This is a genomic window from Pseudomonas sp. Marseille-QA0332 (assembly GCF_054950175.1).
Window position 1 is genome coordinate 1 of record NZ_CM143106.1, and the last position, 18,790, is coordinate 18,790.

The following is an 18,790-nucleotide window of genomic DNA, read 5'->3' on the forward strand; positions in this document are numbered from 1 at the left end:
ATGAAACCGATCCAGTTGCCCCTGGGTGTGCGTCTGCGCGATGACGCCACCTTCATCAACTACTACCCTGGCGCCAACGCCGCGGCGCTAGGCTATGTCGAACGGTTATGCGAGGCCGACGCGGGCTGGACCGAGAGCCTGATCTACCTGTGGGGCAAGCAGGGCGTCGGTCGTACCCACCTGCTCCAGGCCGCCACCCACCGCTTTCAGCAGCTGGGCGAGCCAGCCGTCTACCTGCCCCTGGCTCAATTGCTCGATCGCGGCGTCGAACTGCTCGACTACCTGGAGCAATACGAGCTGGTGTGCATCGACGATCTGCACATCATCGCCGGCAAGCCCGATTGGGAAGAGGCCATGTTCCACCTCTTCAATCGCCTGCGCGACAGCGGCAGGCGGCTGCTGCTGGCGGCATCCAGCTCACCCAGGGAGCTGCCCATCAAGCTGCCCGACCTCAAGTCGCGACTGACCTTGGCGCTGATCTTCCAGATGCGTGCGTTGAGCGACGAAGACAAGCTGCGCGCCTTGCAGCTGCGGGCGTCACGACGCGGCCTGCAGATGACCGACGAGGTTGGCCACTTCATCCTGACCCGAGGCACTCGCAGCATGAGCGCGCTGTTCGACCTGCTGGAGCGTCTGGACCAGGCCTCGTTGCAGGCGCAGCGCAAGCTGACCATCCCGTTTCTCAAGGAAACCCTGGGCTGGTAGGACCGCAAAAAAACCTTCGAACGCGAGCTGACAGAAAAGTCACATTTTTTTCCATAAAATTTGCAAATAGATTTTCTCAAAGGCATAGTGCGAGCCTTTCTATCAACACAGACACGGTCGTGCCCATGCTCAGTCGCTTCGCACCCCTCGTGCCACTTGCACTCGTGACCCTGCTTTTTGGCTGCGCGGCTCAAGGCCCGGTTTCCCAGCCCCAGGATCACCCCCCGGTCACTGCACAGCTGCATACCCCGGCCAAGGCTTCCGCATCGACCGTGTTCGGCGAGCAAGCAGAAGCGGCCGAAGACGAAGTGGAACCGTTCTCCAGCGCCAGCAAGCCGTATCAGCTGCCCATGCTCGCCGACAGCATTCTCGAGCGTGGCAAGGAACTGATCGGTACGCGCTATCGCTTCGGCGGTACCTCCGAGCAGTCGGGCTTCGACTGCAGCGGTTTCATCGGCTACCTGTTCCGCGAAGAGGCCGGCATGGACCTGCCGCGCTCGACCCGCGAAATGATCAAGGTCGACGCCCCCAAGGTTTCGCGCAACAAGCTCAAGCCAGGTGACCTGCTGTTCTTCAGCACCAATGGCCGTGGACGCGTGAGTCATGCCGGCATCTACCTGGGCGACAACCGGTTCATTCACTCCAGCAGCCGTCGCAGCGGTGGCGTACGCATCGACAGCCTGGGCGATCGCTACTGGAGCAAGACCTTCATCGAGGCCAAGCGCGCCCTGGCCATGGCGCCGACCAACCTCGCACGCAACTGACGACAAAGGTCATGGTCCAACCACGGCGGCGGTGCTGAAAAGCTCGCCGCTGTGCGTATTTACAGAAAGCGTCTAATCTAATTTCTCAACTCTTTTCGGCTATTGCCCGAACGGCTCAGACAGGAAGCTCTGAATCATGGCGATGTTGGCGCGCTTCGCATTCCTTTCCCTGGCAGCCTTGCTGGCTGCCTGCTCCAGCCAGGCACCGGCCCCCGCGCCGGCCCCCATGCCCAAGCCCCAGGCCGTCCATGCCGCGCCGTCGTTCTCACCCGTGGCCGAGGACGTGCTGTTCCGGGCGATCGGCCTGGTCGGCACGCCTTATCGCTGGGGCGGCAACACACCCGACTCCGGATTCGATTGCAGCGGCCTGATCGGCTATGTCTACCGGGACGCCGCCGGCATCAGCTTGCCGCGCTCGACCCGCGAGATGATCGGCATGCGCGCGCCTACCATCGACATGGGTGCCCTGCAATCGGGTGATCTGGTGTTCTTCGCCACCAACGGCGGCTCGCAGGTCAGCCATGCCGGTATCTACGTCGGCGAAGGACGTTTCGTTCACGCGCCGCGTACCGGCGGGACGGTACGACTGGACTACCTGTCCAACAGTTATTGGCAGAAGGCCTACCTGCAGGCCAAGCGGATCATTCCATCCGGCCATCTGGCCCAGAATCCCTGATCCGCAAGCCGCAAGCCGATCGTGTCGAGCTCGCTCCGGCGCCGGTCTTGAAGATGGAGTCGCTGGCCAAGGCGACTCGGTCTGCTTCGACTTGCCGCTCGCCGTCCATTGACGCTCCGCCAGCAACCCTCTAACCTTCGCCGCGTGTTTCAGGTGCCCTGCGAGCCGCCGCTCGGCAGGGTGAAACTGGGAAGCCGGTGGACGCTCTTGCAGCGTGAGTCCGGCGCTGCCCCCGCAACGGTAAGCGAATCGAGCTCGCGCACGGCCACTGGGCATCGCCCCGGGAAGGCGCGTGAGCCTGGGCCAACACCCCTTCGCAAGCCCGGAGACCGGCCTGTCACTGCCAACGGCATCACGGAGGGTGATGTGCGGAGCCCTGCGACGCTGGTCGCAGCCCCTGCGCGTTCTCCATGAGCCAGCCATTCATCTGTCGCCTCCTGGTACTGCTCGCCTGTCTTGGCCGGTCGGTGTGGCGGCAGCCTGCGGAGAACTTCGATGAGCGAATCCACCGACCGTGACCAACGTCACCTGGCGCGCATGCAGCGCAAGAAGGCGGTGATCGACGAGCGTATCGCCAACGCCCCGAACCAGTGCGGCCTGCTGCTGGTGCTGACCGGCAACGGCAAGGGCAAGAGCAGCTCGGCGTTCGGCATGCTCGCCCGCGCCATGGGGCATGGCATGCGCTGCGGCGTGGTGCAGTTCATCAAAGGTCGCCAAAGCACTGGCGAAGAGCTGTTCTTTCGGCGTTTCGCGCCAGAGGTGCGCTACCACGTGATGGGCGAGGGCTTCACCTGGGAAACCCAGGACCGCCAACGCGATATCGCCGCGGCCGAGGCTGCCTGGGCCGTGTCGCGGCAAATGCTGCAGGATCCGTCGATCCAGTTCGTCGTGCTCGACGAGCTGAACATCGCGCTCAAGCATGGCTATCTCGACCTCGATCAGGTGCTGGGCGACCTGCAGGCGCGGCCGCCCATGCAGCATGTGATCGTCACCGGTCGCGGCGCCAAGCCGCAGCTGATCGAACTGGCCGATACGGTCACCGAGATGGGCATGGTCAAGCATGCCTTCCAGGCCGGTATCGGTGCGCAGAAAGGCATCGAACTGTGAGCCGGACGCGACACTGCCCGGCGGTATTGATTGCCGCGCCTGCCTCCGGGCAGGGCAAGACCACCGTGACCGCCGCCCTGGCCCGCCTGCACCGCAACCTCGGGCGCAAGGTCAGGGTGTTCAAGTGCGGGCCGGACTTTCTCGACCCGATGATCCTGGAGCGCGCCAGTGGCGCGCCGGTGCGCCAGCTGGACTTGTGGATGGTGGGCGCCGAGCAAAGCCGCAAGCTCCTGTGGCAGGCCGCCGCCGAGGCCGACCTGATCCTCATCGAAGGGGTCATGGGCCTGTTCGACGGCACCCCCTCGAGCGCCGATCTGGCACGTCATTTCGGCGTTCCGGTACTGGCCGTCATCGATGGCACGGCCATGGCCCAGACCTTCGGTGCGCTGGCCCTGGGCCTGGCACGCTACCAGGCCGACCTGCCGTTCGCCGGGGTCCTGGCCAACCGGGTCGGCAGCCTGCGCCATGCCCAGTTGCTCGAAGGCAGCCTGACCGAGGGCTTGCGCTGGTACGGCGGCCTATCACGCGAGCGCGGCATCGAACTGCCCAGTCGCCACCTCGGATTGGTGCAGGCCAGCGAGCTGAACGACCTGGATGCACGGCTCGACGCCGCCGCCGATGCCCTTGGCGCCAGCTGCGATGCGACGTTGCCGCCTGCGGTGGCGTTCCAGGCGCCGCTAGCGCACACGCCCGTGCCAGCCCTGGCCGGCGTGCGCATCGGGATCGCTCGGGACGAGGCCTTCGCCTTTCTCTATGGCGCCAATCTCGACCTGCTGCGCGAGCTGGGCGCCGAGCTGGTGTTCTTCTCGCCGCTGCATGATCGGCAACTGCCGAGGGTCGACAGCCTTTACCTGCCTGGCGGCTATCCGGAGCTGCATCACCAGGCGCTGGCCGCCAACGTGCCGATGCTCGAGGCGATCCGCGACCACCATGCCCAGAACAAACCTTTGCTGGCCGAATGCGGGGGCATGCTCTACCTGCTCGACGGGCTCACCGATGTGGCCGGCGAGCGCGCCGGGCTGCTTGGCTTGCTGCCTGGCGAGGCCGTGATGCAGAAGCGCCTCGCCGCCCTGGCCCTGCAAGCGGTCGAACTGCAGGAAGGCACCTTGCGCGGGCATACCTACCACCATTCGCTGACCGAGACCCCGTTGCAACCTGTCGCCCGCGGCCAGAGTCCCAACGGTGGACGGGGCGCCGAGGCGGTCTACCGGCTTGGCCGGCTGGTCGCTTCCTACGTGCATTTCTACTTCCCTTCCAATCCGGACGCGACGGCGGCGCTGTTGCGACCATGAACGACCAGGCTTTCAGTGCTGCCGAGCGGGCAGCGGTGTACCGAGCCATCGGCGAGCGCCGGGACATGCGTCACTTCCGCAGCGGGCAGGTGCCACCGGAGCTGCTGGCGCGCCTGCTGGCCGCGGCGCACCAGGCGCCCAGCGTCGGGCTGATGCAGCCCTGGCGTTTCATCCGGATCAGCGACGCGGCACTGCGCGCCAGGATCCAGGCCCAGGTTGAAGAAGAGCGCATACGTACTGCCCAGGCCCTGGGCGAGCGCTCCGAGCAGTTCATGAAACTCAAGGTCGAAGGCATCGCCGAGTGCGCCGAAGTGCTGGTCGCGGCCCTGATGGACAAGCGCGAGGCGCATGTCTTCGGGCGCCGAACCCTGCCCGAGATGGACCTGGCTTCGCTGGCCTGTGCCATCCAGAATCTCTGGCTGGCAGCGCGCGCCGAAGGCTTGGGGATGGGCTGGGTCTCGCTGTTCGATCCGCAGGCGCTCGGCCAGTTGCTGGGCATGCCGAGCGGGGCCAAGCCGGTGGCGATACTCTGCCTGGGGCCGGTCGAGGCTTTCTACCCGGCGCCGATGCTGGTGCTGGAGAACTGGGCCGAGGAGCGTGCGCTCGAGACCCTGGTGTATGAAAACCAGTGGGGGAGCCAGCCATGAGCATCGCCTTGCTGGTCGTGATGGGCGTGGCCCTGGACGCCTTGCTTGGCGAGCCGCGCCGGCATCATCCACTGGTGGCGTTCGGACGGCTGGCCAGTCGCCTGGAAAAACGCCTCAATGCTGGCGGGCGCGGCTGGCGTAGCCACGGTGTCACGGCCTGGTTTATCGCCGTGGTGCCGCTGACCCTGGTCGTGCTGATCCTTTCCTGGCTGCCGGGCATCGGCTGGCTGGTCGATGCGCTGGCGCTGTACTGCGCCCTGGGCATGCGCAGCCTGGGCGAGCATGTGCTGCCGGTGGCCCAGGCGCTACGCCAGGGCGACCTGGCGCAGGCGCGCCAGCGGGTCGGCTACCTGGTCAGCCGCGAGACCGCGGAACTGGACGAGCCGGCGGTGGCGCGGGCGGCGACCGAGTCGGTGCTGGAAAACGGCAGCGACGCGGTGTTCGCCGCCCTGTTCTGGTTCGTCGTCGCCGGGGCGCCCGGCGTGGTGCTGTATCGCCTGAGCAATACCCTCGATGCCATGTGGGGCTATCGCAACGAACGCTTCGAGCGCTTCGGCTGGGCCGCTGCGCGCATCGACGATGTGCTCAATTTCCTGCCGGCGCGGCTGGTGGCGCTGACTTACGCACTGCTCGGCAAGACGCGCCTGGCGCTGGCCTGCTGGCGTCGCCAGGCGCCCTTGTGGGACAGCCCCAATGCCGGACCAGTGATGGCAGCGGGGGCGGGAGCCCTGGGCGTCGAGCTGGGCGGCCCGGCGATCTACCATGGCCAGCTCCACGAGCGCGCGCGCCTGGGCCAGGGGCCGGTGGCCGATGCCGGGTCGATCGAGCGTGGCTGGAACCTGGTGCGCCGTGGCGTCTGGCTATGGCTGTTGCTGATCTGCCTGGGGAGTCATCTGTTTGATTGAGCATGGTGGACGCCTGCTCGGCGCGGTGCGCCAGTACGGCATCGAGCGCGAGCGCTGGATCGACCTGTCCAGCGGCCTGGCGCCCTGGCCTTACCCGATCCCGCCGATCCCGCCGGACGCCTGGGCACGCCTGCCGGAAACCGAGGATGGCCTGGAGCAGGCCGCCCGCGACTACTATCGAGCGCATCAGGTGCTGGCACTGGCCGGTTCCCAGGCCGCCATCCAGGCGCTGCCATACTTGCGTGCGCGCAGCCGTGTCGGCGTGTTGTCGCCTTGCTATGCCGAGCATCCGCATGCCTGGCGAGAAGCCGGGCATGCGCTGCTGGAGCTGCGCGATGGGCAGGTCGACGCCGAGCTGGACAACCTCGATGTGCTGCTGCTGGTCAACCCCAACAACCCGACCGGCCGGCGCGTGCCACGCGAGCGGCTGCTCGACTGGCATGCCCGGCTGGCCGCCCGTGGCGGCTGGCTGCTGGTCGATGAAGCGTTCATGGACAGCACGCCCGAGCAGAGCGTGGCGGGCCAGGCCGACCGGCCCGGGCTGATCGTGTTGCGCTCGTTCGGCAAGTTCTTCGGCTTGGCCGGCGTGCGCCTGGGCTTCGTCGTCGCCGAGCAGGCCTTGCTGGCCCGTCTGGCCGAGCGCCTCGGGCCTTGGACCGTCAGCGGGCCGGCACGCATCGTCGGCCAGGCGTGCCTGGCCGATGTCGCGCGCCATCGGCTCCAGGCCCAGCGCTGCGCCGAGGCGAGCCGGCGGCTGGCCGCGCTGCTTGGCGACAGCGGGTTGCCGCCGACGGGAAGCTGCGATCTGTTCCAGTACATCGCCACGCCCCTGGCCGCACCCTTGCATGAGCACCTGGCCCGTTGCGGCATCCTGGTGCGCCTGTTCGTCGAGCCGGCGGCGGTGCGCCTGGGCCTGCCCGCCGAGCCCGCGCACTGGCAGCGCCTGCGCCAAGCCCTGGAAGCCTTCGACAAGGAATCGACATGACCACCTTGATGGTGCAAGGCACCACCTCCGACGCCGGCAAGAGCACGCTGGTGACTGCTCTGTGCCGCTGGCTGCTGCGCCAGGGTGTCGGTGTGGTGCCGTTCAAGCCGCAGAACATGGCGCTCAACAGCGCCGTGACCGCCGACGGCGGCGAGATCGGTCGGGCCCAGGCGGTACAGGCCCAGGCCTGCCGCCTGGCGCCACACACCGACATGAACCCGGTGCTGCTCAAGCCCAACAGCGATACCGGTGCCCAGGTGATCGTCCACGGCCGGGCGGTGACCAGCATGAACGCGGTCGCCTACCACGACTACAAGGCCATCGCCATGCAGGCGGTGCTGGCCTCGCACCAGCGCTTGAGCCAGGCCTACCCGGTGGTCATGGTCGAAGGCGCCGGCTCGCCCGCCGAGATCAATCTGCGTGCTGGCGACATTGCCAACATGGGCTTTGCCGAAGCCGTCGACTGCCCGGTGATCCTGGTGGCCGACATCAACCGCGGCGGGGTCTTCGCCCATCTGGTCGGGACCCTCGAGCTGCTCTCGCCCAGCGAGCAGGCACGGGTGCATGGCTTCGTCATCAATCGCTTCCGCGGCGACATCGCCTTGCTGCAGCCGGGCCTGGACTGGCTCGAACAGCGTACCGGCAAGCCGGTGCTCGGCGTGCTGCCCTACGTCACCGACCTGCACCTGGAGGCCGAAGATGCCATCGACGCGCGCCAGGCCGTCAAGCATGGCCCATTGCTCAAGGTGATCGTCCCGGTCCTGCCACGCATCAGCAACCACACCGACTTCGACCCGTTGCGCCTGCACCCGCAGGTGGATCTGCAATTCATCGGGCCAGGCCAGCCGATCCCGGCCGCCGACCTGATCATCCTGCCTGGCTCCAAGAGCGTGCGCGCCGACCTGGCACAGTTGCGCGCGCGCGGCTGGGAGCAGGCCATTGCTCGCCACCTGCGCTATGGCGGCAAGCTGATCGGTATCTGTGGCGGGCTGCAGATGCTGGGCCTTCAGGTGCATGATCCGCTGGGGCTGGAAGGGCCGGCCGGCTCTAGTCCGGGGCTGGGCCTGCTGGACTACGCCACCGTGCTCGAGGCGCACAAGCAGCTACGCAATGTCAGCGGTACCCTGGCGCTGGACCAGGTGCCGATCGCCGGCTACGAGATCCATGCCGGCGTCACCAGCGGCCCGGCGTTGTACCGACCGGCGGTGCGGCTGGCCGATGGGCGCTGCGATGGCGCCATCAGCGCCGACGGCCAAGTCCTGGCGACCTACCTGCACGGGCTGTTCGAAGACAGTCGCTCGTGCGCGGCACTGCTGCGCTGGGCCGGGCTCGAAGCGGTACAGCGCGTGGATTACCAGGCCATGCGCGAGCGCGACATCGAGCGTCTGGCCGACCTGGTCGAACGTCACATGGATACCACACGCCTGCGCGCGCTTTGCGGAGTAGCCTGACATGCGCACCTTGATCCTCGGCGGCGCCCGCTCCGGCAAGAGCCGCATGGCCGAACGGTTGGCCAGCGACAGCGGCCAGGCGGTGACCTACATCGCCACCAGCGAACCGCTCGATGGCGAAATGAACGCACGCGTGCAGTTGCATCGCGACCGGCGCCCGGCCGAGTGGGGCCTGATCGAGGAACCGCTGGCCCTGGCCGACATCCTTCAGGCCGAAGCTGGCCAGGGGCGTTGCCTGCTGGTGGACTGCCTGACCCTGTGGCTGACCAACCTCCTGATGCTCGATGACGACCGGCGCCTGGCTGCCGAGCGTGACGCCTTGCTCGGTTGCCTGGAGCGTTTGCCGGGCACGCTGATTCTGGTCAGCAACGAAACCGGCCTTGGCGTGGTCCCGCTGGGCGAACTGACCCGACGCTACGTCGATCAGGCCGGCTGGCTGCACCAGGCCGTGGCCGAGCGCTGCCAGCGTGTCGTGCTGAGCGTCGCCGGCCTCCCTCTCATGCTCAAAGGACCTGCCTTATGAACCCAGCCTGGTGGCGTGACGCCTGCCGCCCTCTCGACCAATACGCCCGGCAGCAGGCCGAGGCTCGCCAGCGCCAGTTGACCAAGCCCGCCGGCTCGCTCGGCCAGCTCGAGACCCTGGCGGTACGTCTCGCCGCCCTTCAGGGGCGCGAGCGACCCAGCCTGGAACGTATCGGCATCACCGTCTTCGCCGGTGACCACGGCGTGGTGCAGGAGGGCGTCTCTGCCTATCCCCAGGCGGTCACCGCGCAGATGCTGGGCAACTTCGTCAACGGCGGCGCAGCGATCAGCGTGTTGGCGCGCCAGCTTGGCGCAGCGCTGGAAGTGGTCGACCTGGGCACCATCGAGCCAGACCTGCAGTTGCCAGGCGTACGGCACCTGCGCCTGGGCCTGGGCACAGCCAATTTCACCCGGCAGGCGGCCATGACCGAAACGCAGCTGGCCGCCGCCCTGCAAGCCGGCCAGGCTGCCGCCGGACGCGCTGCTGCTGACGGCGCGCAATTGTTCATCGGCGGCGAGATGGGCATCGGCAATACCACCGCCGCCGCTGCCCTGGCCTGCGCGCTGCTGGACTGCCCAGCACTCGAGCTGAGCGGCCCGGGCACCGGCCTCGACCAGGCCGGCGTGCACCACAAGGCCGCGGTGATCGAACGAGCACGAGCGTTGCATCAGGTGCGCCGGGATCAACCACTGCGCGCTGCCGCCTGTCTCGGTGGCTTCGAGCTCGCGGCCTTGGCCGGTGCCTACCTGAGCTGTGCCCAGCGTGGCATCGCGGTACTGGTCGATGGGTTCATCTGCAGCGTGGCGGCCCTGCTGGCGGTGCGCTTGAACCCAGGGTGCCGGGACTGGCTGCTGTTCGCTCACCAGGGCGCCGAACCGGGCCACCAGAGGCTGCTCGCCGCCTTGCAGGCCGAACCCTTGCTGGCCCTCGGCCTGCGCCTGGGCGAAGGCAGCGGCGCGGCCCTGGCAGTGCCGCTGCTGCGCCTGGCGTGTGCCTTGCACGGCGACATGGCCACCTTCGCCGAAGCCGCCGTGGCAGACCGGCCGGCATGATCCTCGACCTCTTGCGCCACGGCCAGACCGAGCAAGGTGGCGGGTTGCGTGGCAGCCTCGACGACGCCCTGACCGCCGAAGGCTGGGCGCAGATGCAGGCCGCGCTCGTCGATGCCGGCCCGTGGCAGGCCCTGGCCAGCTCGCCGCTGCAGCGCTGCGCGCGTTTTGCCGAAGTGCTCGGCCAGCGCCTGGACCTGCCGGTCAGCCTGGAACCGGGCCTGCGCGAGTTGCATTTCGGCGCTTGGGAAGGCCGCAGCGCCGCGCAGCTCATGCAGACCGACGCCGAGGCGCTGGGGGCATTCTGGTCTGATCCTTATGCCTTCACGCCGCCAGCCGGCGAGCCGGTCAGCGCCTTCGCCGAACGGGTCATGGCCGCGCTGCGGGACTTGCACCAACGCCACGCCGGTCAACGGGTGCTGCTGGTCACCCATGGTGGGGTCATGCGCCTGCTGCTGGCGCAAGCACGCGGCCTGCCGCGCGAGCAGTTGTTGCAGGTGGAAGTCGCCCATGGCGCCCTGGTGCGCCTGGCCGTGGCTGCGGACGGCCAACTGCGCGAGGTGGTCTGACATGCTGCCGTTCTGGATCGCCCTGCAATTTCTCGGCAGCCTGCCCATCAGCCTGCCAGGCATGCCCAGCCCCGCTCAGCTCGGGCGTTCGCTGCTTTGCTATCCGCTGGTCGGCCTGCTGTTCGGCCTGCTGCTGCTGGGTGCCAGCTGGTTGCTGGAGGGTAGCGCCAGTTACCTGCACGCCGGTCTCGTGCTCTGCCTGTGGGTGCTGCTCAGCGGCGCCTTGCACCTCGATGGCCTGGCCGACAGCGCCGACGCCTGGCTTGGCGGCTTCGGCGATCGTGAGCGCACCCTGCGCATCATGAAGGACCCGCGTAGTGGGCCGGTCGCCGTGGTGACCCTGGTGCTGGTGCTGCTGCTCAAGTTCTGCGCCATCCTGGCCTTGGTCGAAAACGGCGACACCATCGCGCTGCTGCTCGCGCCGCTGATTGGCCGGGCAGGGCTGCTGGGGTTGTTCCTCAGCACGCCTTACGTACGTCCCGGCGGCCTTGGCCAGGCCCTGGCCAGTCATCTGCCCAGACCGGCAGGCCGCTGGGTCCTGATCGCCAGCGCCCTGGTCTGCCTGCTGGCAGGAGACCGCGGCGTGCTCGCACTGCTGGTCGCCAGCCTGGCCTTCGCCTGGCTGCGCAGCATGATGATGCGCAGGCTGGGCGGCACCACCGGCGACACTGCCGGTGCGTTGCTGGAGCTGATCGAGTTGGCCGTGCTGCTGGCGGCGGCATTGGCGGCAGGCCACTGAGCCGTAGGAGCGGACGCCGCCGGGGCGCCCCTGCACGGTCGCAGAGTCGCCAGTCGAAACCCGAAGTTGCCGCCGTAACCCCTGGTAAAACTCCAGCAGGTGCCCCTCCATGGAACAGCGCATACATTCGCACCTTTCCAACCGCGCCAGGGAGGCACGATGCTTCGACTTCTCTTCGCCTGCCTGCTCCTGCTGAGCAGCCAATCCCTTGCCGCCGCCGACCTGATCGATTTCTGGGATACGCCTCGGCACGGTGGCAACAGTTTCAACCGCCTGCCGCCAGACCAGGCCTATTTCGATGCCCTCAAAGGCTACGGGGCCACCTGGGTGCGGTTGTCCTACGACAAGTGGCAGCCGGCCGGGCGGGACTTCCTGCTGGGTAGTGCCGATCGCTACCGGGGCCTCGACCAGGCTGATCTGCGCCAATTGCGCGAAGTGCTCGATCGTGCGCACCAGGCTGGCCTGAAGGTGGTGATCGCGCCACTGTCCCTGCCGGGCATGCGCTGGTCGCAGAACAACGGGGGGCGCTTCGACGATCGCCTCTGGCAGGACAAGGCCTGGTGGGACCAGGCGGCGGCGTTCTGGCGGGACCTGGCCACGGCGCTCCGGGACCATCCGTCAGTCGCGGCCTACAACCTGGTCAACGAACCGGCTCCGGAGAAGATCGGCGGACTGCCCGAGCACGCCGAGCCGGCACGCATGCTCGATTGGTATGCAGGCCAGCAAGGAGGGGCGCGGGACCTGCCGGCGTTCTATCGGCATGTACTCCAGGCCGTGCGCGAGGTCGATGCGCTGACGCCGGTCATGCTCGACGCTGGCTGGTTCGCCGCCGCCGACGCGTTCAGCTACTGGCCGGCAGCCCTGGATGACCCGCGCGTGCTGTACAGCGTGCATATGTATGAACCCTACGCGGCTACCAGCGCACCGAACATGGCCCGGGCCCGGCCCTATGCCTATCCGGGGCCCGTGCCGTTCGCCGGGCAGCGGCAAGACTGGAATGCCGAGCGCGTGGCGCGCTACCTACAGCAGCCGCTGGACTGGGCCGATACCCGCCAGGTGCCACGTTCGCGACTGGTAGTCGGCGAGTTCGGCTGCATGCGCCGTCTGGCCGGTTGCCCGCAGTACCTCGAGGATGTGCTGAGCGTGCTCGACCGGCACCGCCTGCATTGGGCGTTCTATAGCTTTCGCGAAGACAGCTGGGATGGCATGGACTACGAGCTGGGCGCCGCCAAGGTGCCGTGGCGCTACTGGCAGGCGATCGACAAGGGCGAGCCGGACCCTCTGGCACGCAAGCCCACCGCAGAATTCGAGCCGATCCGCCGACGCCTGCAACCATGAACATGTTTGAAATATCTTGCCATACAACTTCAGGCGAGTATAAACATCCGTGATCCGGCTTTCCGGTGCCAGCGCGCATCCGGACCGTCAGCATCACGTCCAAGCCATGCCTCGCGGACCGCAGCGCGCCCGGCCGGCGCGACGCTACCTGCCGGATCCATGACGACCAACGGGTCGCTACCCGCCAGCTTGCGCGCAGGAGGCATGACATGACATCGGTATGGCAAACCAGCGGCCGGATATTGCTCGGCGCGGCGCTGATCCTTGCGCTTTCGCTGGGCATACGCCACGGTTTCGGGCTGTTCCTGGCGCCGATGAGCAGCGATTTCGGTTGGGGCAGGGGCGTGTTCGCCTTCGCCATTGCCTTGCAGAACCTCGTATGGGGCCTGGCCCAGCCGTTCGCCGGCGCCTTGGCCGATCGACTCGGTGCCGGCCGCGTAGTGGCGATTGGCGGGGTGCTCTATGCGGCCGGCCTGATGCTCATGGGCCAAGCGGATTCGCCATGGTCGCTTTCGCTCAGTGCCGGCCTGCTGATCGGCATCGGTCTTTCCGGCACCTCGTTCTCGGTGATCCTCGGCGTGGTCGGGCGGGCCGTGCCGCCCGAGAAGCGCAGCATGGCCATGGGCATCGCCAGCGCGGCGGGCTCCTTCGGCCAGTTTGCCATGTTGCCAGGCACGCTCGGCCTGATCGGCTGGCTAGGCTGGTCGGCGGCCTTGCTGATGCTGGGCTTGCTGGTGGCGTTCATCGTGCCGTTGGTCGGCATGTTGCGCGATCGGCCGCTGCCCAGCCATGGCGGCGACCAGACCCTGGGCGAGGCGCTACGCGAGGCCTGTACCCACAAAGGCTTCTGGCTATTGGCGCTTGGCTTTTTCGTCTGCGGCTTCCAGCTCGTGTTCATCGGCGTGCACCTGCCGGCCTATCTGGTCGACCAGCATCTACCGGCTGCCACCGGCACCACCGTGCTGGCGCTGGTCGGGCTGTTCAATATCGTCGGTACCTACACCGCCGGCTGGCTGGGTGGGCGGATGTCCAAGCCACGCCTGCTTAGCGCCTTGTACCTGTTGCGTGCGCTGGTGATCGTGCTGTTCCTCTGGATGCCGATCAGTACCATCAGCGCCTACCTGTTCGGCATGGCCATGGGGCTGCTCTGGCTGTCCACCGTGCCGCTGACCAACGGCACCATCGCCACGCTCTTCGGCGTGCGCAACCTGTCGATGCTCGGTGGCATCGTGTTCCTTTTCCATCAGCTGGGCTCGTTCATGGGCGGCTGGCTCGGTGGCCTGGTCTATGACCGCACCGGCAGCTACGACCTGGTCTGGCAGGTCTCGATCCTGCTCAGCGTGCTTGCCGCCGCGCTCAACTGGCCGGTCCGCGAGCGCCCGGTCGGCAGGTTGCAGGCGGCGCCGGCATGAATCGCTCGCGATTGGCCTGGCTGGCGATACCCGTCCTGCTGGCGCTGCTGGGCCTGGCCTGGTGGGGCTGGCAGGTGGGAGGCTTGGCGTTGATGCAGCTGGGCAGCGCCTTTTGCTAGGCTTTTGTACGAAAAGACGCCAGGCGACTATCACAGGAGATCGGAGATGCATGCATGTAGGTTGGCGATTGCACTGCTGACGCTTTTCACGGCGAGCACGGCCTGGTCGGAGCAGTGCCCCGCCTTGCTGCAGGGTAGCCTGCCGCAGTTGAGCGGCAAACAAGAGATCGACCTGTGCGAGCGCTTCGCCGGCAAGCCTCTGGTGGTCATCAACACGGCCAGCTATTGCGGCTTCGCCCCCCAGTTCGAAGGGCTCGAGGCGGTTTACCAGAAGTATCACGGGCAGGGGCTGGAAATGCTTGGCGTGCCCTCCAACGACTTCAAGCAGGAAGACGCCGACAGCGAGAAGACCGCCAAGGTCTGCTACGCCAACTACGGCGTGACCTTCACCATGACCAAGGCCCAGCCGGTTCGCGGCAAGGATGCCATCGCACTGTTCGCCGAACTGGCACGCCAGAGCAGCGCGCCGAAATGGAATTTCTACAAGTACGTGGTGGATCGTCACGGCAAGGTGATCGCCAGTTTCTCCAGCCTGACCAAGCCCGACGACCCGGAATTCAAGGCAGCGGTCGAAAAAGCCATCGCCTCGCGCCCTTGAGCCGAAAGTGGCCCCGCTGCAAACGAAGAACCGCCACGAGGGCGGTTCTTCGCAAGCGCTGAGCAGGACTCAGAAGCGATAGGTCAACGATGCCCCCACGCCATGCGCGCTGTTCTCGTACTTGGCCCGGTAGGCGCCCTTGGTCGCACTGACTAGGTTCACCTTGGCGTCTTCTTCCCACAGGTAGGAGTAGGCCAGGTCGATGGTCATGTCGTCGTTCGGGCTCCAGCCAGCGCCCAGGCTGAAGATCTTGCGATCACCCACCGGGATGCGTGGAGAACGGTCGGTATTGTTGGCCGGAGACTGGTCCACCGTGAAGCCGGTACGCAAGGTCCACTGCTTGTTGAGCTTGTACGAGGCACCCACGGCATGCGCCCAGGTGTCGTGCCAGTTCTGCTCCTCGGTGATGTTGGCGAACGGCGTGGCGGCCAGCGGCGCGGGCACGTCGTTCTTGACCACGATCTCCTTCAGGCGGCTCCAGCGGGTCCAGGTGCTGCCCGCGTAGAGCGTCCACTGGTCGTCGAGTTCATGAGTGACGGAGAAGTCCACCGACTCGGGCGTCTTGATGTTCAGTTCGGCATCGAACTTGCGGCCGTTGAACGGGCCGATATCCGCGGAGTTGACCCGGGTCTTGCCCTCGAGCTTGTAGTCGACCATGGAGTGATAGGTCAGGCCGAGGCGGGTGCGATCGGTGGCCTGGACCAGAATCCCGATGTTGTAGCCGACGGCGGTGTCGTCGCCCTTGATCTTCACCTCGCCGTCGTTGCGCCCTGGGCTGGCCCGGTTGAGCAGGTTGGAACCCAGTTCGCCGCGGATGCGGTTGAAAGTCGGGCCGAAACCGATGGACACCTTGTCATTGAAGGCATAGCTCACGGTCGGCTGGAGGGTGATGACCTCGACATGGCTCTTCTTGCCCCAGTAGCGGGCGGCATCGTCGCTGCCGTAGTCGGTGACCAGGCCGAACGGCACGTACAGGCCGAAGCCGACGCTCCAGTGCTCATCGATCGGCTTGACGTAGAAGCCCATCGGCACACCGACCAGCGGCACCATGTCCCCGTCGGTTTCGCCCCCGAAGGTACCGCCCCCGCTGATGTCCGACTTGGCGATGATGGCCGCGCCCCCCACGGTTACCTGCTCGCGCTTGAGGCGCGACATCCCCGCCGGGTTGCCGTGCACGGTACTTGCGTCTTCGGCAGATGAGGAGCGACCCGCGAAACCTGTACCCATGCCGCTGATGCTCTGTTCGTTGAGCGCGAAACCGTTGGCGAGCAGTTGACCGGAGGCGAGGGCGATGGCCACGCCTAGGGAGGTTTTGAGCATTGCTTTTTTCATTATTAGAACTCCTTGGGATCTCCGAGGCGAAAAGCTATCAACATTTCACGCGGCGCGCCATAGGGCAGATTTTGGAAGTTCACGTATTTTTGTAGGACAATCAAAACTGTTTCGTAGGAAAGTTCTTTAATTGCTTTGCCAAAGTCTACGAAGCCAAGGGTATCACTGGATTTACACAGGTATGCCAGGCCTGTGTGAAGTCGCGTAGGCGACCTTGCGGGTGAAAAGTCTGACGCCAGATTCGGGCAAGTCCCAACAAGTCATCGGCGGCTGGCAGTGGCGTGGCCTGTTCTTCGACCAGCATCCAGGCAATTGCCGTGGCGTAGCGCAGGTTGACCGTCAGTTCGATATGCGGGCCGCACAGAAAGGCGTGCTGGCTGGCCAGGCCCCGGACCAGGCTGGCCAGCTCGGGATCCCTGGCCAGGTAATCGTCCCAGAGGGTCTGGTGGCGGGTTTCGGCGATGCGATACAGGCCATGCCCACGTCGGTCACGCAGGCCGGCGCCGAGCGCCGACTGGCTGGCGGCGACACCGAGCAGCAGGGCCTCGGCACTGGCGCACTGGCGGCCCAGGTAATCCAGAGTTGGACGAATCACGTACTGGCACAACTCGTTCGCGGCGATGATCATGATGCCCTCGAGCAATCCAGGAACCGACGGGCGCTTGCGCTTGGCAGCCGGAATCAGGCCCGTCGGAAGCGGAAAAACACCGCTCGAGTTGAAGTGTAGTGTGATGAGACTGGTGTAAAGGCCTGTTTTTAAATCGATTGCCCTCTCAAAAGAGAGGGCATATGCCTTTGGGCGATTAGCAGGCTCGGCAACGGGAGATTCGACTGTAGTAGGCCCGCTGCTCCCTGATCGTGCGCTTATGCGGTCAGTGACTGGCGAGTCCGATCGATGACCGCCTGCAGCGTGCCGGCACGGGTGTACTGGTCGGGGTAAAGGCGCTCGCTATGGCAGGCGATGCCGTGCTCGTCGACCAGGGTGAAGCTGAAGCTGCCCTTGCGTGGGGCAACGATGACGCACTTGAGCGGCGCGAAGGCCTGGGAAAGGGTGCCGACGGCAGCCTGGAACTGATGATGCATGTTCATATTGTTGGATGTCCTGCTATTGACACGGATTGGAGCCGTGCAAGTTTGAAACGTTCCAGTGACGCCATGATGAAAGACGTAGAACCTGTCTGGAACAGGGCAGCCAGGGAGGGCGCATGCAAAGGTTGGCGCTGGGCTGACTGGTAGGTACTTCAGAAGGCAGGCAGCACGCCAGGGCCGAGGTTCAGGCCGGCTGGGTGGAGTTCCTGATCAATTGGCGAGGTGATTCGTGCTGGAGCAGCCGTGACTGCCGAGTGAACCATCCGAGTCGTCGGCCTGGACTGGCAATCAGTGCGCTTGCTAGGGCGTGTTGCCTGGCCGGGTGACCATCATTGACTTTTCAGCTTGGTACTAACGGCAGCTACCCTACAGGATGTTCGGCCGCCTGGCAAGCTGTTTGAAGTGGAAAGCCAAGCCGCGCATTATGGCCGGTCGCAGTGATATTGTGAAGGGCGCCAGTGGTGTCGATTTGATTCCACCGCGATAAGGAGTCGTTCTGTTATGCCGGACTTGTCCTGGTTGTACACAAGATGTGTAATTCCGATGACAAGCGTGAGAACGCCCTGCACAGACCTGGCAATGCATTTGTCACGCCCTTAAGTCAATGAAAAAAAACACTAATTTTCATTGGTGAAAAAATCGTCAAACTGAGCGCAAGCCCCAATCTGCGGGCCTTTGGCGGCAGGCGAGGGGTGTTGTCCACTGAGTTATCCACAGCTTCTGTGGATTGTAGCCGGCCATTGCTCTAGTACGGGCATGACAGCCCGCCCGGCGGTTTTTCCGCAATCGGCTTGTGTTGGCGAGGATGACCCGTCGCTCGGGAAGTCGACATCCGGAACCAGAAGATGAAAATTTTTCGTGCTTTCAGGACGAGTGGAGCCTTTGGCCGGAAAAACGGGTAAAGTGGCGCGCCCTTCGAACTGCTTTCATCGTCGGTCATGAAGTTTCGCAGCAAACACCTCGCTCAAGACGTCCTTGCCTCCTGCTCGCCTACCGCTCCCTTGACCTTGAAGGTGGCCTTGTGGCTGCTGGACAGCCCGCGCCTGGGAAGCAAGCCTAGCGTCAAGCACTTGGCTGGCCGACTGCTCAAGCAGCCGGCACGGCAAGGCGTGGTGGCAGCGCAGAGCCGGCTGGGACGGATGCTCTGCCGAGACTGCGGCAACGCGCGCGACCGGCGTATCGGCCATGAGCTGTTGCGTCAGGCGGCGCGGGCCGGTGACCCGCAGGCCCAGCTCGAATACGTGCGTCTGTGCATGCAGTCGCCGGCCGGGGTGCCGGAACAGGCCCGGCACTGGCTAGAGCAGGCTGCCGCTCAAGGCTCGCCGGAGGCTCGACGGCTGCTGGCGCGGCAGCAGCCGGGCTGAGCATGGACGGCGCGGAGCCTGATAAGCTGCGCGCATCCATCAGGTTTGAGCGAAGGTCGCCGCCGGGCGACGGTTCGTCCACCTCTTCGTACAGCAACGGGAGCCCCTATGGCGATCGATCTTGCC

General features: G+C 66.0%; 21 protein-coding genes and 1 riboswitch. Of the genes, 18 read left to right on the forward strand and 3 right to left on the reverse strand.

Annotation, left to right across the window (positions count from 1 at the left end):
• The 17 genes from hda to ACY8GK_RS00085 all read left to right on the forward strand — a co-directional run bounded on the left by hda (position 1) and on the right by ACY8GK_RS00085 (position 14,879).
• The gene (gene hda / locus ACY8GK_RS00005; RefSeq protein WP_196179556.1) at positions 1-705 is read left to right on the forward strand and encodes a DnaA regulatory inactivator Hda; all 705 of its coding nucleotides are present in this window, start codon (positions 1-3) and stop codon (positions 703-705) included.
• Between the two features lie 125 nt (positions 706-830).
• Positions 831-1,469, forward strand: a complete 639-nt coding sequence (locus tag ACY8GK_RS00010; protein WP_462401959.1) for a C40 family peptidase — start codon at positions 831-833, stop codon at positions 1,467-1,469.
• Between the two features lie 136 nt (positions 1,470-1,605).
• The gene (locus ACY8GK_RS00015) at positions 1,606-2,145 is read left to right on the forward strand and encodes a C40 family peptidase (RefSeq protein WP_196179560.1); all 540 of its coding nucleotides are present in this window, start codon (positions 1,606-1,608) and stop codon (positions 2,143-2,145) included.
• A 134-nt stretch (positions 2,146-2,279) separates the two neighbouring features.
• A riboswitch (cobalamin riboswitch) is annotated at positions 2,280-2,497 on the forward strand.
• 143 nt (positions 2,498-2,640) lie between these two features.
• Positions 2,641-3,252, forward strand: coding sequence for a cob(I)yrinic acid a,c-diamide adenosyltransferase (gene cobO / locus ACY8GK_RS00020; RefSeq protein WP_196179562.1), 612 nt, complete (start codon positions 2,641-2,643; stop codon positions 3,250-3,252).
• The gene (locus ACY8GK_RS00025) at positions 3,249-4,544 is read left to right on the forward strand and encodes a cobyrinate a,c-diamide synthase (RefSeq protein ID WP_196179564.1); all 1,296 of its coding nucleotides are present in this window, start codon (positions 3,249-3,251) and stop codon (positions 4,542-4,544) included. Before cobO ends, ACY8GK_RS00025 begins: the two co-directional genes overlap by 4 nt.
• A complete protein-coding gene (gene bluB, locus ACY8GK_RS00030) occupies positions 4,541-5,191 on the forward strand; it encodes a 5,6-dimethylbenzimidazole synthase (protein WP_462401960.1) in 651 nt (216 codons plus the stop codon). Before ACY8GK_RS00025 ends, bluB begins: the two co-directional genes overlap by 4 nt.
• The gene (cbiB, locus tag ACY8GK_RS00035) at positions 5,188-6,096 is read left to right on the forward strand and encodes an adenosylcobinamide-phosphate synthase CbiB (protein WP_462401961.1); all 909 of its coding nucleotides are present in this window, start codon (positions 5,188-5,190) and stop codon (positions 6,094-6,096) included. The genes bluB and cbiB overlap by 4 nt, the downstream gene beginning before the upstream one ends.
• Positions 6,089-7,081: a threonine-phosphate decarboxylase CobD gene (cobD, locus tag ACY8GK_RS00040; protein ID WP_196179570.1), complete on the forward strand. Its 993-nt coding sequence runs from the start codon at positions 6,089-6,091 to the stop codon at positions 7,079-7,081. The genes cbiB and cobD overlap by 8 nt, the downstream gene beginning before the upstream one ends.
• A complete protein-coding gene (locus ACY8GK_RS00045; RefSeq protein ID WP_462401962.1) occupies positions 7,078-8,532 on the forward strand; it encodes a cobyric acid synthase in 1,455 nt (484 codons plus the stop codon). Before cobD ends, ACY8GK_RS00045 begins: the two co-directional genes overlap by 4 nt.
• 1 nt (position 8,533) lies before the next feature.
• The gene (gene cobU / locus ACY8GK_RS00050) at positions 8,534-9,055 is read left to right on the forward strand and encodes a bifunctional adenosylcobinamide kinase/adenosylcobinamide-phosphate guanylyltransferase (RefSeq protein ID WP_196179574.1); all 522 of its coding nucleotides are present in this window, start codon (positions 8,534-8,536) and stop codon (positions 9,053-9,055) included.
• On the forward strand, positions 9,052-10,107 hold the full coding sequence (cobT, locus tag ACY8GK_RS00055; RefSeq protein ID WP_196179576.1) for a nicotinate-nucleotide--dimethylbenzimidazole phosphoribosyltransferase: 1,056 nt from the start codon (positions 9,052-9,054) through the stop codon (positions 10,105-10,107). Before cobU ends, cobT begins: the two co-directional genes overlap by 4 nt.
• Positions 10,104-10,673, forward strand: a complete 570-nt coding sequence (cobC, locus tag ACY8GK_RS00060) for an alpha-ribazole phosphatase family protein (protein ID WP_196179578.1) — start codon at positions 10,104-10,106, stop codon at positions 10,671-10,673. The genes cobT and cobC overlap by 4 nt, the downstream gene beginning before the upstream one ends.
• A gap of 1 nt (position 10,674) precedes the next feature.
• The gene (locus ACY8GK_RS00065; RefSeq protein ID WP_462401963.1) at positions 10,675-11,412 is read left to right on the forward strand and encodes an adenosylcobinamide-GDP ribazoletransferase; all 738 of its coding nucleotides are present in this window, start codon (positions 10,675-10,677) and stop codon (positions 11,410-11,412) included.
• Between the two features lie 225 nt (positions 11,413-11,637).
• Positions 11,638-12,750 carry a glycoside hydrolase family 5 protein gene (locus ACY8GK_RS00070; protein ID WP_462402962.1) on the forward strand — a complete coding sequence of 371 codons (1,113 nt, stop codon included), beginning with the start codon at positions 11,638-11,640 and terminating at the stop codon, positions 12,748-12,750.
• A 209-nt stretch (positions 12,751-12,959) separates the two neighbouring features.
• The gene (locus ACY8GK_RS00075) at positions 12,960-14,162 is read left to right on the forward strand and encodes an MFS transporter (RefSeq protein WP_196179583.1); all 1,203 of its coding nucleotides are present in this window, start codon (positions 12,960-12,962) and stop codon (positions 14,160-14,162) included.
• Positions 14,159-14,281 (forward strand): hypothetical protein, encoded by a 123-nt coding sequence (locus tag ACY8GK_RS00080; protein WP_268947991.1) that lies wholly within the window; start codon positions 14,159-14,161, stop codon positions 14,279-14,281. Before ACY8GK_RS00075 ends, ACY8GK_RS00080 begins: the two co-directional genes overlap by 4 nt.
• Positions 14,282-14,327: 46 nt before the next feature.
• Positions 14,328-14,879, forward strand: a complete 552-nt coding sequence (locus ACY8GK_RS00085) for a glutathione peroxidase (RefSeq protein WP_196179585.1) — start codon at positions 14,328-14,330, stop codon at positions 14,877-14,879.
• 69 nt (positions 14,880-14,948) lie between these two features.
• On the opposite strand, the gene ACY8GK_RS00090 is transcribed toward ACY8GK_RS00085, so the two are convergent.
• From ACY8GK_RS00090 to ACY8GK_RS00100, 3 genes are all read right to left on the reverse strand, one after another.
• The gene (locus tag ACY8GK_RS00090) at positions 14,949-16,211 is read right to left on the reverse strand and encodes an OmpP1/FadL family transporter (protein ID WP_196179587.1); all 1,263 of its coding nucleotides are present in this window, start codon (positions 16,209-16,211) and stop codon (positions 14,949-14,951) included.
• Between the two features lie 145 nt (positions 16,212-16,356).
• A complete protein-coding gene (locus ACY8GK_RS00095) occupies positions 16,357-16,839 on the reverse strand; it encodes a hypothetical protein (protein WP_196179589.1) in 483 nt (160 codons plus the stop codon).
• 236 nt (positions 16,840-17,075) lie between these two features.
• Positions 17,076-17,300, reverse strand: coding sequence for a hypothetical protein (locus ACY8GK_RS00100; RefSeq protein WP_196179591.1), 225 nt, complete (start codon positions 17,298-17,300; stop codon positions 17,076-17,078).
• Between the two features lie 938 nt (positions 17,301-18,238).
• Here ACY8GK_RS00100 and ACY8GK_RS00105 point away from each other — a divergent pair.
• Positions 18,239-18,664 carry a tetratricopeptide repeat protein gene (locus tag ACY8GK_RS00105; RefSeq protein ID WP_196179593.1) on the forward strand — a complete coding sequence of 142 codons (426 nt, stop codon included), beginning with the start codon at positions 18,239-18,241 and terminating at the stop codon, positions 18,662-18,664.
• Positions 18,665-18,790: the final 126 nt, after the last annotated feature.